Source organism: Effusibacillus pohliae DSM 22757 (assembly GCF_000376225.1).
Taxonomy (GTDB): domain Bacteria; phylum Bacillota; class Bacilli; order Tumebacillales; family Effusibacillaceae; genus Effusibacillus; species Effusibacillus pohliae.
On the sequence record NZ_AQXL01000133.1, the window covers coordinates 110,903 to 124,952 of the forward strand.

At 55.6% G+C, this 14,050-nt stretch carries 17 protein-coding genes and 1 pseudogene; 9 read left to right on the forward strand and 9 right to left on the reverse strand.

Going from position 1 to position 14,050, the window contains the following annotated elements; genetic code table 11:
• Nucleotides 1-2: 2 nt before the first annotated feature.
• Complete coding sequence (locus C230_RS0116465) at nucleotides 3-920, forward strand: LysR family transcriptional regulator (RefSeq protein ID WP_040393838.1); 918 nt, start codon at nucleotides 3-5, stop codon at nucleotides 918-920.
• A 74-nt stretch (nucleotides 921-994) separates the two neighbouring features.
• Here C230_RS0116465 and C230_RS0116470 read toward each other — a convergent pair whose 3' ends face one another.
• Nucleotides 995-1,546, reverse strand: a complete 552-nt coding sequence (locus C230_RS0116470) for a helix-turn-helix domain-containing protein (RefSeq protein ID WP_018133157.1) — start codon at nucleotides 1,544-1,546, stop codon at nucleotides 995-997.
• 79 nt (nucleotides 1,547-1,625) lie between these two features.
• Between C230_RS0116470 and C230_RS0116475 the strand changes: the two genes are divergently transcribed.
• A complete protein-coding gene (locus C230_RS0116475; protein ID WP_322786198.1) occupies nucleotides 1,626-2,360 on the forward strand; it encodes an AzlC family ABC transporter permease in 735 nt (244 codons plus the stop codon).
• Nucleotides 2,357-2,653 carry an AzlD domain-containing protein gene (locus C230_RS0116480; RefSeq protein WP_018133159.1) on the forward strand — a complete coding sequence of 99 codons (297 nt, stop codon included), beginning with the start codon at nucleotides 2,357-2,359 and terminating at the stop codon, nucleotides 2,651-2,653. The genes C230_RS0116475 and C230_RS0116480 overlap by 4 nt, the downstream gene beginning before the upstream one ends.
• A 40-nt stretch (nucleotides 2,654-2,693) precedes the next feature.
• Here the strand turns inward: C230_RS0116480 and C230_RS0116485 are convergent, their stop codons facing one another.
• Both C230_RS0116485 and C230_RS0116490 read right to left on the reverse strand, forming a co-directional pair.
• Nucleotides 2,694-4,196, reverse strand: coding sequence for a S8 family serine peptidase (locus tag C230_RS0116485; protein WP_018133160.1), 1,503 nt, complete (start codon nucleotides 4,194-4,196; stop codon nucleotides 2,694-2,696).
• A 124-nt stretch (nucleotides 4,197-4,320) separates the two neighbouring features.
• Nucleotides 4,321-4,743, reverse strand: a complete 423-nt coding sequence (locus C230_RS0116490; RefSeq protein ID WP_018133161.1) for a hypothetical protein — start codon at nucleotides 4,741-4,743, stop codon at nucleotides 4,321-4,323.
• A 184-nt stretch (nucleotides 4,744-4,927) separates the two neighbouring features.
• Between C230_RS0116490 and C230_RS0116495 the strand changes: the two genes are divergently transcribed.
• Nucleotides 4,928-6,160, forward strand: a complete 1,233-nt coding sequence (locus C230_RS0116495; protein ID WP_018133162.1) for an MDR family MFS transporter — start codon at nucleotides 4,928-4,930, stop codon at nucleotides 6,158-6,160.
• A 52-nt stretch (nucleotides 6,161-6,212) separates the two neighbouring features.
• Here the strand turns inward: C230_RS0116495 and rplT are convergent, their stop codons facing one another.
• The 5 genes from rplT to rpsF form a co-directional block, all read right to left on the reverse strand.
• Complete coding sequence (gene rplT, locus C230_RS0116500; RefSeq protein ID WP_018133163.1) at nucleotides 6,213-6,566, reverse strand: 50S ribosomal protein L20; 354 nt, start codon at nucleotides 6,564-6,566, stop codon at nucleotides 6,213-6,215.
• 23 nt (nucleotides 6,567-6,589) lie between these two features.
• A complete protein-coding gene (gene rpmI / locus C230_RS0116505; protein WP_018133164.1) occupies nucleotides 6,590-6,787 on the reverse strand; it encodes a 50S ribosomal protein L35 in 198 nt (65 codons plus the stop codon).
• 7 nt (nucleotides 6,788-6,794) lie between these two features.
• Nucleotides 6,795-7,289, reverse strand: a complete 495-nt coding sequence (gene infC / locus C230_RS0116510; protein ID WP_026174379.1) for a translation initiation factor IF-3 — start codon at nucleotides 7,287-7,289, stop codon at nucleotides 6,795-6,797.
• Nucleotides 7,290-7,492: 203 nt separating this feature from the next.
• Nucleotides 7,493-7,729, reverse strand: a complete 237-nt coding sequence (gene rpsR, locus C230_RS0116515) for a 30S ribosomal protein S18 (protein WP_018133166.1) — start codon at nucleotides 7,727-7,729, stop codon at nucleotides 7,493-7,495.
• Nucleotides 7,730-7,754: 25 nt separating this feature from the next.
• On the reverse strand, nucleotides 7,755-8,042 hold the full coding sequence (gene rpsF / locus C230_RS0116520; protein ID WP_018133167.1) for a 30S ribosomal protein S6: 288 nt from the start codon (nucleotides 8,040-8,042) through the stop codon (nucleotides 7,755-7,757).
• Nucleotides 8,043-8,312: 270 nt separating this feature from the next.
• On the opposite strand from rpsF, the gene C230_RS20810 reads away from it, so the two are divergent.
• The 3 genes and pseudogenes from C230_RS20810 to C230_RS22110 form a co-directional block, all read left to right on the forward strand.
• Nucleotides 8,313-8,939: a TetR/AcrR family transcriptional regulator gene (locus C230_RS20810; protein ID WP_051074276.1), complete on the forward strand. Its 627-nt coding sequence runs from the start codon at nucleotides 8,313-8,315 to the stop codon at nucleotides 8,937-8,939.
• Nucleotides 8,923-9,690: a crotonase/enoyl-CoA hydratase family protein gene (locus tag C230_RS0116530; protein ID WP_018133169.1), complete on the forward strand. Its 768-nt coding sequence runs from the start codon at nucleotides 8,923-8,925 to the stop codon at nucleotides 9,688-9,690. The genes C230_RS20810 and C230_RS0116530 overlap by 17 nt, the downstream gene beginning before the upstream one ends.
• Before the next feature lie 26 nt (nucleotides 9,691-9,716).
• Nucleotides 9,717-10,715, forward strand: a pseudogene (locus C230_RS22110) (class I adenylate-forming enzyme family protein); the annotation flags it as partial.
• 78 nt (nucleotides 10,716-10,793) lie between these two features.
• Here C230_RS22110 and C230_RS0116535 read toward each other — a convergent pair.
• On the reverse strand, nucleotides 10,794-11,372 hold the full coding sequence (locus C230_RS0116535; protein ID WP_018133170.1) for a biotin transporter BioY: 579 nt from the start codon (nucleotides 11,370-11,372) through the stop codon (nucleotides 10,794-10,796).
• 100 nt (nucleotides 11,373-11,472) lie between these two features.
• Here C230_RS0116535 and C230_RS20815 point away from each other — a divergent pair, with 100 nt between their 5' ends.
• Both C230_RS20815 and C230_RS21535 read left to right on the forward strand, forming a co-directional pair.
• A complete protein-coding gene (locus tag C230_RS20815; RefSeq protein WP_018133171.1) occupies nucleotides 11,473-12,330 on the forward strand; it encodes an ATP-binding cassette domain-containing protein in 858 nt (285 codons plus the stop codon).
• Entirely contained in the window at nucleotides 12,282-14,027 is a 1,746-nt protein-coding gene (locus C230_RS21535; protein ID WP_018133172.1) for an ATP-binding cassette domain-containing protein, read from the forward strand. The genes C230_RS20815 and C230_RS21535 overlap by 49 nt, the downstream gene beginning before the upstream one ends.
• The last annotated feature ends 23 nt before the right edge of the window (nucleotides 14,028-14,050 follow it).

Below are 14,050 nucleotides of genomic sequence, written 5' to 3' on the forward strand. Positions count from 1 at the left end.
AAATGGAAATTCGCCAGATGCAGTATGTGATCAAGGTGGCGGAAGAACGCAGTTTTTCCCGGGCGGCCGAAAAATTGCACATCTCGCAACCGTCGCTCAGCCAGCAAATCCTGAAGATCGAGCAGCAGTTGGGCGTCAAGCTGTTCGACCGGACCGCCAACCCGTTGGAACTGACGTATGCGGGGGAGCGGTTTGTCGCAACGGCTGCGCGAATCCTCGATCTGACCGAGCAATTACGGCGCGAGATGGAGGATGTGGCCGATTTTAAAAAAGGCCGGCTGGTAATCGGCAGTCTGCCGATTACAGGGGCGCATGTGCTGCCAGCAGCGCTGCCCATTTTTCAACAGCGGTTTCCCGGCATCGAGGTGGTGTTGGTGGAAGGTACCACATCCGAACTGGAGGAACTGACGGCGAAAGGGAAGACCGACTTCACGCTGCTCACCTTGCCGCTGCAGGATCCGGCTTTGCAGTATGAGCCGATTTTAACGGAGCGAATCCTGTTGGCAGTGCCGCCGCAGCATCCGCTTGCCAGGCGGACGAGGGATCCGCAGGGAGTGGGCGTTCGCTTGCCGGAATTGCGGGACGAGCCGTTTATCCTGCTGAAGCGGGGACAGGGGTTTCGCCAAATTGTACTGGAACTGTGCGGAAAGGCCGGATTCGAACCGCGCATCGCGTTTGAAAGCAGCAACATTGAGACCGTTCAGTCGCTTGTGGCGGCCGGCATGGGGATTGCGTTCGTGCCGGAGATGGTGGCGCGGTCCGGTTGGGCATCCGGCAAGCCGGTCTATCTGTCGCCGACCGACCCTGTACCGACGCGCACCCTGGTGGTCGCATACCGGGAGGGCAATTATTTGTCGAGAGCGGCGATTGCGTTTATCGGCCTGCTGAAAGAGGTGTTTGCGGCACGACAGCAGGGTTGAAGCCCCCAGCTTGAATAGCAGATGATCGAAGCGGAAAACGGGTGCGGAAGCCGCTTCACTGGTAGACGCACCTGTCACGGATAGTAGATCAACACTTGAATCCGGGTACGGGACTCGGTTCGGTTGCGATAAACGTGCGGCCGGTCGGCGGGGAACCGGATCGCGTTGCCAGGCCCGACCGTGTACGTCTGTTCGTCGATGTCCAGTTGCAACTCGCCCTCGGCAACAATCACATATTCTTCGACACCCGGTTGATGAGCTTCCGACCGATGACTGCAGCCCGGCTCCAGCAGTACTGTAAAAATTTCAAACCGCTTCGCCCGGTCAAACGGAAACAGCGGATAGACTTTGTAGGCACCGGCTTCTTCCGCCAGCGGTTCGATCCGGTCGAGCGAAACGACCGTTACGGGGGACGCTTCTTCTTCAATGAAACAGGAAAAAGAAACGTTTAACCCGGTTGCGATTTTCCATAAGGTGGTGACGGTCGGATTGGATTCCCCGCGTTCGATCTGCCCCAGCATCGCTTTGCTGACACCGGTCAGTTCGGCTGTCTTGTCGAGGCTCAGCCCCCTGTTTTTGCGGATTCGCTGCAGATTTTTGGCAATTCGCAGATGGATCGGTTCCATTTCGATCCTCCTTATTGTATATCATGACGCACAATTGTATAATAAATCATACAAACAGTATACGGGAGGCGGGAGGAAAATGTCTATGGAGGGAGCGGCAAGCCAGGCAGGCGAGCGGTTAACGTTCCGGGACGGGGCAAAAGCGGGGATTCCGGTCGCCATAGGCTACATACCGATTGCCGTTACGTTCGGTTTGCTGGCAAAATCGGCCGGGATTCCGGATTCCATCGGCGTGCTGATGTCCTTGTTGGTGTTTGCAGGCGCCAGCCAGTTTGTGGGAGTCAACCTGTTGGCGGTCGGTGTGTCACACTGGGAAATTGTGTTGACCACCTTAATTTTGAACTTGCGCCACTTTCTCATGACCGCGTCTCTTTCCCGCCGGATCGCGCCGGGGACGTCGAAAAAATGGATGGCGCTTCTGTCCTACGGCGTTACGGATGAGACGTTCAGCGTAGCCTCGTTCCGTCGGGAACAAAACCTTAGCCCCTCTTTTGTCCTCGGATTGAACCTGATCGCTTTCCTGGCATGGAATGCGGGTACATGGATCGGTCTGTTTTTGGGCGCCGGGTTGCCACAGTCGTTGCAGGCAAGCATGGGGATTGCGCTGTATGCGATGTTTATCGGATTGTTGGCTCCTTCCCTGAAAAAATCGCGCCCGATGCTGGTGATTGCCTTGTTGGCGGCGGCGATTCACAGCTGCTTGAAGTGGGTTCCTCTCTTCAAGGGATTGTCCGCCGGCTGGGGGATCATGATCGCCACTGTTCTGGCGGCAACCGTTGGAGCCATGTTGTTTCCGGAGGAGGCGAGCGCATGATCGATTCGCTTTGGCTGCTGGTGCTGGGCATGGGAGCGGTTACCTACATTCCGCGCATGCTGCCGATGGTCACATTAGAAAATATCCAGTTGCCGCCGTTTTGGAACCGATTTTTACGGTTTGTTCCGTTTGCTGCTTTGAGTGCGTTGATCTTTCCGGGGATTTTGTCGTCCACCGGCAATATGAAATCGGCGCTGGCCGGCGGAGTGATCGCGGTTCTTCTGGCACTATTGCGCGTGAATCTGGTGCTGATTGTGCTGGGGGGCATTTTGGCCGCTTTTTTTTGTATGTAGAGCCGCCCCCGTTGCGGGAGCGGCTTGAGACGATTGATCTTTATTTCTTTGTGCCGGTGAGGGCGTTGTAAGCGTTCGCTTCGCCGGCCCCGAACAGTTCATCCTTGCCAGGCTTGCCGTAATCATTTGCCGTCTGGCTGATAAGAGCGGCTACTTGCGGCGGGGTCAGTTCCGGATGAGCCGCCTTGATGACGCCCGCAATACCGGCCACTTTCGGCGAGGCCATCGAGGTTCCGTGCAGCAGCGCATAGCTTTTCAGGTTCGATGTGAAGTACGAAGGCAGGTAGGTCGGCCAGGTGCTCAGCGTACGGTAATGGAAGTCGCGCTTCATCAAGTCGCGCGTCGCGTCAAACACCGGACCGTTGTCGCCTCCGGGCCCTGCCACAGTGATGGTACTTTTACCGTAGTTGGAATAAAACGCAATTTTGTCGGTCGACCATTCAATGGAGGACGATACGGTGATCACGCCCGGAATCTGACCGGGAACTTCAGTTGTCGGGCCCTTGAATTGCAGTCCAAGGTATCCGTATGTTGCATTCATATAAGCGGTTACCGCTTTTTTGTCGTCCAAATTGAGCGAATCATTGCCGGCTGCCGCCACAACCGTGACATTATGCTGGATGGCATATTGGATGGCCCGCTTCCAAAGCAGTATGTCGGCTACATCACTGTATTTGTTGCCTTGGTAGAAGTATTTGTGTGAATCGAATCCGCCAAGCGACATGTTGATGACGTCGACTCGATCATTGGCAGCCTGCACGATCGCATCTACAATCCAGGCAGTCGGTGCTCCCGCATCTTTCGGGAATACTCGATACACACGGATTCCGAGCTCCGGACCTACTCCTTTTACCTTGCCGTTGCCGGCGATCGAACCGGCGACATGGGTTCCGTGTCCGTCGCGGTCCAGGATGTCGTTGGGGTCGCCTTTTTCCGTATCATCGACGCCCGCCGGCACAAAATTGGCCCCTCCCAGCAGGTTGCCCTTCAGATCCGGATGGTTGGGATCGATACCGGAGTCGATGATGCCGACAACCGCTTTGTGCGTCACGGTTCCGTCAGCGTTTTTGGCGCCTCCCGTTTCCAGGCTGTAGGAAGCCCCGTTGTTGGTGATTCTTTGGATGTCCCATTGGTACTTCCAATAACTGTCGATTTGGTCGGGTTGCGGGATGTCGGTGACTGGTTGGCCGTCCGCCGCAGTCGGATCATTCTTTTTGTAGTCAAGGCGATGCACCATTTCGACATTTGCCGCCTGGATTTCGGCAACGCCTTTCAGATTGTCGAGGAACGACGGGTTGCTTGAAGCGACTTCCAGACCGCCCAGTTCGGGCAGGGCACGCAGGACTTTTCCGCCGGCATCGGCTATGATAGAGTCATAGTTTGCCGGCAGCTCTTTCTGAAAAGCCACCATATACGTTTTGCCGACGGAAGCGTTGGAAGCCGGAGTGGTGTTGTTCGATGGAGCGGCCGAGAATCCGGTCCCGGCAAGTGCACCGACGGCCAACAGGGCTGTCAACGATGCAGCCGTCAATTTTCGTTTCATTTGCATCCTCCTTCATTGGTTTTATGCTTCCTCCATGATCATATTCGCGTTTCAGACGTAAATTCCTTTTCGAATGTTGTTTCTTTCGGGATATTGCAAGTGGATCGAAGAGCCGTGAGGAGGATCAAAACGGTTTTGTCATCATCAAAGTACCAATCGACATCAGCAGGATGAACACGACGACGGTGGCGCACAGGTTTTCGATGCGCAGCTTGCGCAACTCTTCGTGGGCGTGGATTTTCTTGCTGGCTGCGACTTCTTCCATGCCGCGCAGCGCCACCCGCTTGATGATCCAGAACACGGCCATGTAGATCAGCATCGAGACGAGCAGCCACATTTGAAACAGCAGCCGGATGTTCGTCAGTAGCATCGCGCCGCCTGTCAACCAGAGCGTCCAGTTGGCGGCGGAGTCGAATTTTTTATATTTCGCCAGGAACGACTGCACTTGCGCGACGTTTTTCAGCCGCGGGATCATAAACAGCAGTCCCAGCTTGCATGCCACAGCCGCCAGATGCAAGGCCAGCACCAGGTAAAAGGTGATTTTCAATGGCGGCTCCTCCCCTCGTAACAAATGAAAATTGGTTTGCACCCTTATTGTAGCAGATTTACAAGTTGATTTCCTATCTTGCTATCGTTGGAAAATTAGAACTTTGCGAACTGCAAGAAACCCCTCTGTTCAACCGATCGGCCGGCGTGTAGAATGTAAACAATTGGGAAGAGGGAGGGAGAACATGAGTCGATTTTCACTGCGAACCATCGTCAACCGGTATGATACGGCCATCTGGGTGAGGGTGTTCGGGACGATCCTGACGACGGTGGCCGGTTTTATGATCAAGCCCTTTCTCGTCCTGTACCTGTACAACAAGCTGGGCGGAGCCGTGTTGTTGCCGATGGTGATTTTGGGACTGCAGTCGGCGAGCGGTGTGCTGCTGAATCTGTGGGGAGGGAGCCTCACCGACCGGTATGGCCGGAGACCGTTGATGCTGATTGCGTTATCGATTGAAATGCTGGCGATGATCGGCTTTATGTTTGCTGATTCGGTTTGGGAATTTGCCTTGTTTGCCACGCTCAACGGGGTGGGCATGGCGTTATTCTTCCCGGCGGCCAACGCCCAGGTGACCGATGTGGTGCCGGAGGAAAAACGGGCGGAAGTGTTTGCGCTGCTGCATACGGCATTGAACGTGGGAGCTGCTGCCGGACCGTTGTTGGGGCTAGCCGTGTTTAAGTACAGCCCGCAACTTGTATTTGCCATCTCGGCCGGCGCGTTCCTGATTTATACGTTGATCGTCTGGTGGAAAGTGCCGGAAACCCTGCCTGTCGGAGTCAGGGACAAGAAGCTCCGCAGCCAGGCGCCGAAGTTGCGGTTTCGTGAGCACCGAAAGCTGTTTTGGCTGACGTTGTACGCTTTGCCGGTCGGGATGCTGTACGCACAGGTGGAATCCACGTTTCCCCTACACTTAAAGGACACGTTCGAAAATTACCAGTCGGTGTTCGCCTGGTTGATGACCATCAACGGGACAACGGTGATCCTGCTGCAGATGTGGATCGCCAGATACACGGAACATCTGGCTCCGCACAAGGTGATTTTTGCTTCCTATTGCCTGTTCGCGATCGTGGCCGTCGGCTACGGGTTTGCGCCGGCCTTCGCGCTGCTCGTGCTGGTCGAGTTGGCGTTCACGCTCGGGGAGATGATGAACGGGCCGCATATTCAAAAAGCGGTGTCGCTGATGGCGCCGCCCGAAATGCGCGGACGGTATTTTTCAGTATTTAGCTTGAATTGGCAGTTGTCCAGGGCGGTCGGGCCGTTCCTGGGCGGACTGGTGCTGACCGAATGGGGCGGACAATCGCTGTTCGCGATTCTCGCGGGTTGCCTGTTGGCGGCCGGCTGGGCGCAATACCGGCTGATCCGTAGTCTGCAGGCCAAGCAATCCGAACCTGTCGGAATGGCGGTGGCGGCCGAGTAACGAAAAAAATCGAAAACCCCGCTATTCACAGCGGGGTTGATTTTCGGAAGGATCATCCTGCGTTTTTTGCTTTTTCGCAGATCGATGCGAAAGCTGCTTTGTCGTTCACGGCGAGATCAGCCAGCATCTTGCGGTTGACTTCGATGCCCGCTTTTTTCAGGCCGTTGATCAGCTTGCTGTAGGACAAACCGTTGGCGCGCGCTTGTGCGTTGATCCGCGTGATCCACAACTTCCGGAAATCGCGTTTGCGCTGACGACGGTCGCGGAACGCATACAGCAAGGATTTCATGACCTGGGCGTTCGCCGTCTTGAACAGACGATGTTTCGAACCGCGGTAGCCGCGGGCCAGTTTCAGGATTTTCTTATGACGACGGCGTGTAACCGTACCACCTTTGACGCGAGGCATTTGCCTTCACTCCTTCGACGAGATTAGATGTAGGTAACGATTTGCTTGATCCGCTTGTAATCACCGGGCGAAACGAGCGCCGCTTTGCGCAGATGGCGCTTTTGTTTCTCCGATTTGTTCAGGAACAGGTGACTGGTGTAAGCGTGCGAACGCTTCAGCTTGCCGGAGCCGGTGCGCTTGAAACGCTTGGCAGCGGCGCGTTTGGTTTTCATTTTCGGCATGTGTATTTCAACCCTTTCTTGGAGCAAGAATCATAATCATCTGGCGCCCGTCCATGTTCGGGGCACGTTCCACAAGCGCCAATTCGCTGGTTTGCTCGATCATGCGCTCGAGTACTTTCTTACCGATATCCGCGTGCGTTATCTGGCGTCCGCGAAAACGAACGGTGACCTTCACTTTGTCGCCATTTTGGAGAAACTTGACTGCGCTCCGGAGCTTGGTTTGAAAATCATGCTCGTCGATCGTCGGAGACAGCCGAATCTCCTTGATGTTGATCACTTGCTGATTCTTGCGAGCCTCTTTTTCTTTCTTTTGTTGTTCAAACTTGTATTTCCCGTAATCCATGATTTTACATACGGGGGGCTTTGCGGTGGGTGCAACATTGACCAGATCCAGGTTGCGTTCTTCTGCGATTTGCAGAGCCTTGTGGAGAGGCATGATGCCAAGTTGTTCCCCTTTATCATCGATCAATCGCACTTCCCGTGCACGAATCCCTTCGTTGATCTGAACTTCGTGATCGCGACTAATAGTGAGTCACCTCCAAATAGAATGAAAAAGCGGACGCACGTGCGCCCGCGGAACATACGAACCATATCGTATCCCATCCGAAACCCGATCGCATGTTGCAGCGAGTAGGTGAGAAGCGAGCGCTTCTGCTTTCTAATCAATAAGAATAGCGGAACGTTATGCGATTGTCAACGAAATTCTTACCCTTCGACCGTGTACGGCAGCAGCGCAATGATGCGTGCGTTCTTGATTGCTTTCGTGACTTGCCGTTGGTGGTGCGCACAGTTGCCAGAAATCCGCCGCGGCAGGATTTTTCCGCGTTCGGTGATGTACCGGCTCAAACGGTTGACATCCTTATAATCGACATGCTGCACTTTGTCAACGCACAGCTTGCACACTTTACGGCGTTTGCCGCGTTTTTTCTTGAAATCGCTCATGTTCAAAATCTCCTTCCTCGTAGAATTAGCGCTCCGTCACAGTCGTCAGGATCCGAATCACGTCATCGCTGATGCGAAGAACGCGTTCGAGTTCCTGCGGGACTGTGGTGTCCGCCTTGTAGTTCAACTGGACGTAGTAGCCTTGCTTGAATCCTTCGATCTCATACGCAAGACGACGCTGGCCCAGCTCGGTCACTTTCTCGATTTCACCGCCGTTGTCGGTGATGACCTTGTTGAACTTCTCTACGAGGGCTTTGCGTGCTTCTTCATCCAGATCGGGACGAAGAATGTACATCGTTTCGTAAGAACGCATTCGGCTGTTTCCTCCTTTTGGACATATGACCCTCACTCGGACGCAGCCCGCCAGGCAGTTCAGCGTGGCGTACCAGTGCCCTTATCGCAATAAGGGGTGAGAGTAAGGTGGGCTGATACACAGATTTAAATTATATGCGGTTGTGGCGGGAAATGCAAGTGTGTATTTTGAGCTGTGTGTCAGCAGGTATCCAGCCGGGGGATTATTGACAGAATAATCGGATAGAATTAAAATTTATATTGAACGTTCAATATAGAAAAGGAGACGCCTATGCCAAAGATAGGAATGGAGCCAATCCGCAAGGAGCAGGTGATCGAAGCAACAAAGCGATGCATTGTCAGAAAGGGACTTGCCAACCTGTCGATCAAGGATATTGCGGCGGCGGCCGGAGTGAGCACAGGAATCATCTATCACTACTTTGAAAACAAGGAGGATGTATTACTGCAGGTTCTGAAAGAATCATTCCGAACATCGCACGAGAAAGTCATGCAAACGGTGGAACCCTTGCCAAACCCAGTCGACAAATTTTTTGCACATCTGGAAAATATCAACGCAGTGCCAAAAGACAATCCCGAATTTTACATCGTGTTGCTGAACTACCTGGGACAGTCGACACACAATCCGCAGATCAGGAAAATTGTAACCAAATTTTTCTATAACTTGCGGTCGTATACCGAGAACTATTTGCGCATCAAAACGGAAGCCGATCCGACAGCCGCGTGCCATCTGAAAAATCTGCCCGTCATTCTCTATGCTTTGGGGTTGGGGCTGGGCATCATGTGGACACTGGACAACGATTTCTATGATATCGAAGAAATGGGAGAGAGTCTGAAGGAATGGTTGGCCAAGTACCTCGACCTCACCGGAAAGGGGCCTCAGGATGGAAGTGTTGGTTGAAAAAAAAGGAAAAGTTTGCACGATCACGATCAATCGGCCGCATGTGAAAAATGCTGTGAACCGGGAAACCGCCAAGCAACTGGCCGATGCTTTCCGTACGTTTGAACGGGACGACGGGCTGCATGTGGCGGTTCTCTATGGGGTAGGCGGCACATTTTGCGCAGGTGCGGACCTCAAGGCGATTGCTGAAGGAAAGGGGAACCTTATGGAGACCGACATGACGAAGGACGGTCCGATGGGGCCGACCCGGATGCGTCTTTCCAAGCCGGTGATTGCGGCCGTTTCGGGGTATGCCGTTGCCGGAGGGCTTGAACTGGCTCTGTGGTGTGATCTTCGTGTGGTCGAACGTAACGCCGTTTTTGGAGTCTTCTGCCGCCGCTTTGGCGTACCTCTGGTGGACGGAGGAACACAACGGTTACCAAGGCTCATCGGGATGAGCAGGGCGCTGGATCTGATTCTGACGGGCCGTCCGGTGGGAGCGGAGGAAGCACTAGCAATGGGGCTGGCGAACAGAGTGGTGGAGCCCGGAATGGCGAAAGAAGAATCGGAAAAGCTGGCCGCCCAAATCGCGGAGTTTCCCCAACGATGCATGCGCAGCGACCGTGAAGCGGTTTACCGCGGGTTTGACCTGGATTTTGACAAAGCAATGGAGCTGGAGTTTCGACTTGGTTTGAACGTCATGAACAGCGGAGAAACGCAGCAAGGCGCGATCCGTTTTGCCGCCGGGGAAGGCAGGCACGGACAATTTTGATACACCCGACAAAGGGGGAAACGGGAATGGTTGTCAAAGAGTTGATTCAGCGGGGAACCAAGTTCTATCCTCGACAAACCGCCGTTTTATACCAGGGAGAGACGCTTACGTTCGAACAGGTGTACAGCAACAGCAACCGGCTTGCAAATGCCTTGCTGAAACTTGGCTTGCGAAAAGGGGACCGAGTGGCGTTTTTACTTGCCAATTCACTTCAGAGCATCGAAATCGATTTTGCTCTCCTGTTGAGCGGGTTGGTGAGGGTTCCTCTGAACACCCGTCTCTCGGAGGCAGAACATCTTCACATGATCCGGGAAACGGAGGCCAAAGCGATTCTCTTTACGGAAGAGTTCAGCGGTCGGGTAGTCTCGTTGCAGCCGAACCTGACGACTGTCCAATTTTATTGCCAGACCAATGGAACGCCGAAATTTCCATGGATTCTGTCCATGCCGGATGTGGCCAGCTCGGTCACCGACTCGGAACCTGCCGTTAAGGTGGAGGAAAGCGATCTGGCTACGATCCAGTACACTTCAGGGACGACGGGAAAATTGAAAGCGGCCGTGCATACACAGGCAACATGGGTGGCCATCTGCAACAATATCCTGTCATCGGTTGATATTGAGCACGGGGACAGCATGCTGCATGCGGCGCCGTTGACGCACGCCTCAGGGACGTTGGTGCTGCCGCATTGGGTCAGGGGAGCGTCCAATATAGTGCTGCCGGGTTTCAATCCGCAGGAATATTTGGAAACGGTTGATCGTGAGAAGCCGACTACCCTGAACCTGGTTCCGACGATGATCGTGATGCTCCTGAATTTTCCCGGAGTCGAACAATATTCGTTCGCATCGGTTAGAAACATCATTTACGGCGCTTCACCGATGCCGAGAGAAGCATTGCGGCGAGGGTTGGCCTTATGGGGTGCGAAGTTCGTCCAATATTATGGACAGACAGAAGCTCCCTTGATCCTTACACTCTTAAGCAAACGAGATCATCTCGCCGACGGGCCTGAAAGCGAGCGTAGACTGTTATCCTGCGGCCGTTGCGACCGAAATCCCCCGCGGCTATGCGGGGGATTCGTTTTCGCCCAAGCTGTGTATGCATCCCGCCTATACGGAACGGTTCGTGTTTTGGCCCGTGATCTGTTCAATCGGGTACACGCGCCAGACGGCCACTGTGACGGCTGCACAGATCAGCGCTTTCAGGAAGTCGCCTGGCAGGAACGGCCACATGCCGGCAACCAGCGCCTTTGCCAGCGGCAGGTTCAGTTTGTGTGCCAGCCAGCCCACTCCTGTGGGATACAGGAACAAAGACCCGAACAGGAAATTGACGGCGGTCAGCTTCCAGAAAGAAGGCCTGTCCGCCCGCATCCGCTCTGCAAAAAAACCGATCAATAACGCAGCGATTGGTTGTACCCAAACAAACCCCCCGGTCGGCCCCAGCATCAAAGACACGCCGCCGCTCCCCCCGATCACCGGCAATCCGGCCGCTGCCACGCCAACCGCCAGCAGAAGCGCCAAAAATCCGTATCTCGCGCCGAGAATCGAACCGGCGATCATCGGCCCGAAGTTGATGAAGGAAATCGGAACCGCCGTAAAGGGCAGCTTGAATTTGAGAAAGCTGAATGCCATTGTGATCGCGGCGAACAAGGCGCTGAAGACAAGGCCGCGGATCGTCCATTTGCCCATTTTTTTGTTGCCCCCTTTATTGTTAACCGATTAAGATTGATGTAGTTGACCAACCGAATCATACCATGTGCACCTTTTGGTTGTGAAGAGAGGATTTTCGATGATCGACGTGCAAAACGTAACCTATATATACCGCGACGGGACACGGAGAGTGCCCGCCCTGCGCGGCATCGACCTGCAGATCCGGCGGGGCGAATGGGTGGCGGTGACCGGTCCCAACGGATCGGGAAAATCGACCCTGGTGCACCTGCTCAACGGACTGGCGGTCCCGGCGGAAGGCCGGGTATCGGTGGCTGGCCTGGATCTGGCAGTGCCGGCGCACCGGGAACGGGTAAAGCAACATGTGCAGGTCGTGTTTCAAAATCCGGATGCGCAAACGGTCGGCACAACGCCAGCGGAAGACGTGGCGTTTGGCTTGGAGAACCGCGGCGTGCCACGGGAGGAGATGGAGAGCCGCGTCGAGCGGGCGCTGCGGCAAGTCGGGCTGCTGGACAAGCGGTTTGCACCGGTGTCCAGTTTGTCGGGCGGCCAGAAACAGCGGCTGGCGATTGCGAGCTGTCTGGCGCTAGAACCGGATTGCCTGATTTTTGATGAAGCGACTTCGATGCTCGACCCGGCCGGGCGCCGGCAGATTTACGCGATCGCCCGTTCCCTGTGGGAATCGGGTGTCACGGTCGTCTGGATCACCCAGCGTTTGCCGGAACTGCTGGAGGCCGGTCGGATCGTTGTGTTGGAAGCCGGCCAGATTGTATACGGCGGGGATGCGCGGACGCTTTTTTACGATTCGGACATTCCGCAACGTTGCCAATGGGACGTGCCGCCGCTTGTCAAAATCGGCCTGTGGCTGAAACAGCGCGGCCTGCCGCTGGAATCGCTGCCTCTGCGGGAGGAGGAGGTGGAGGAACTGCTATGCGCGTGGAGCTGTCAAACGCAGGATTTCGCTATGAAAAAGAGCTGATTTTGCAACATGTAGACCTGCAGATTCTACCGGGCAGCCTGACGCTGGTTTGCGGGCAAACGGGCAGCGGCAAGTCGACGTTGCTGCAATTGCTGGCCGGGCTGGAGACTCCGACAGAAGGCCGGATTCTGTATGCGGCCAGGTCGGGAAAGCTGGCGGTACGGGTGGACGATCAGAGGGATGCGGGCGGTCCGCATGCTGCGGGCGAGTCGGTGGTTCTCGATCGTCGCTTGGCCTGTGAGCGGATCGCGATCGTGTTTCAGATGCCGGAAACGCAGCTGTTTGCAGCCACGGTGCGAGAAGATGTCGGGTACGGATTGAAATTGCGGAAAGTGCCGCAGGAGGAACGGATGCGGCGGGTGGCAGCGGCGTTGCGGGCAGTGGGGCTCGAGCCGTCCGAATTTCTGGAGCGATCGCCTTTTTTGTTGAGCGGCGGCGAAAAACGGCGGGTGGTACTGGCTGGTGCGCTTGTTCTGCAGCCGGAAGTCCTCTTGCTCGACGAACCGACAGCCGGGCTCGATCCGCAGGCGCAGCGCGAGTTGCTGGAAGTGATCGTCCGGCTGCGGCAAACGGGGGTTACATTGGTCGTGGCGACGCACGATCTCGATTTGTTTTTCCCGTTGGCCGATCAGGTGGTCGTGCTGCAAAAAGGGCGGGTCGCGTTCGCGGGTTCGGTGAGGGAACTCGCGGCACAGCCGGATTTGTTGGAAAACGCCGGCCTGCAACCGCCGTTTGTCGCACGCATCGCCTATCGCTTGCGAAAAAAAGGACTCGATCTGGGAAATCCGCTGACTGTTGAGGAGTTGCTCGGGCGGCTGGAGGATTTTACCGCAGGCTGCGTGCCGTTTGATTCGCCTGCGCCCTCGTCGATAACAACGCCATCGTTGGCAGCGCGATCGCCTGCAGCACCATGGCCGGCGACGCGCAGCTTTCCGCCATTGCCCGTCGAATCGCCGATTCACCGGCTCGATCCACGCATGAAATGGTTTGCGATGATCGCTCTTTCGTTCGCCTGTCTCAACGTAACCGGTGGAATCGGACTGGCGGTGTCGCTTGGGGTTGTGATCGCCCTTTTCTGGTTGGCAGGCGTTTCGTGGCGCAAAACGCGGGCGTTTTTGCGTCCGTTTTGGCTGATGTTTCTGTTGTTGCTGGCGGTGTCGGCGATCACTCTCAACCATCCGGACGTACCGCTGTTCGGCCCGGTCGGTTTCAGCTGGCAAGGAGCGGCATCTGGCGGTTTGGGCGTCGCCCGTTTTCTGCTGGTGATTCTGCTCGGATTGCTGTTTACCGAGACGACCACCGGCACACCCTTGCGGGAAGGGTTCGAATGGGCGATTCGTCCGCTCCGGAAGGTGAAGGTGCCGACCCGGGACCTGTCCCTGGCTGTTTCGATTGCGCTGCAGTTTGTCCCCTGGATTTTGCAGAAAATCGGGCAGCTGCAAAAAGCGCTTGCGGCAAGGGGGCAAGCGCCCATCGGCTGGCGCAAATGGACGCCGCGCCAGATTTCCGTACTGGTGGTGCCGCTGCTGATCTCCTTGCTGAAAATGGGCGACGAGTTGGCGACTGCCATCGAATCGCGCGGCTACGACAGGCAAGCGGAACGCACCGCCTGGCACCCGCTGGAGTGGAACCGCAGTGATTCGCTCGCTTTGGTGGTGACAGCGGCGATCGCCGGTTTTATCTGGTGGCTCGGATAGAGGTGAAATGATCGGATAGAGCG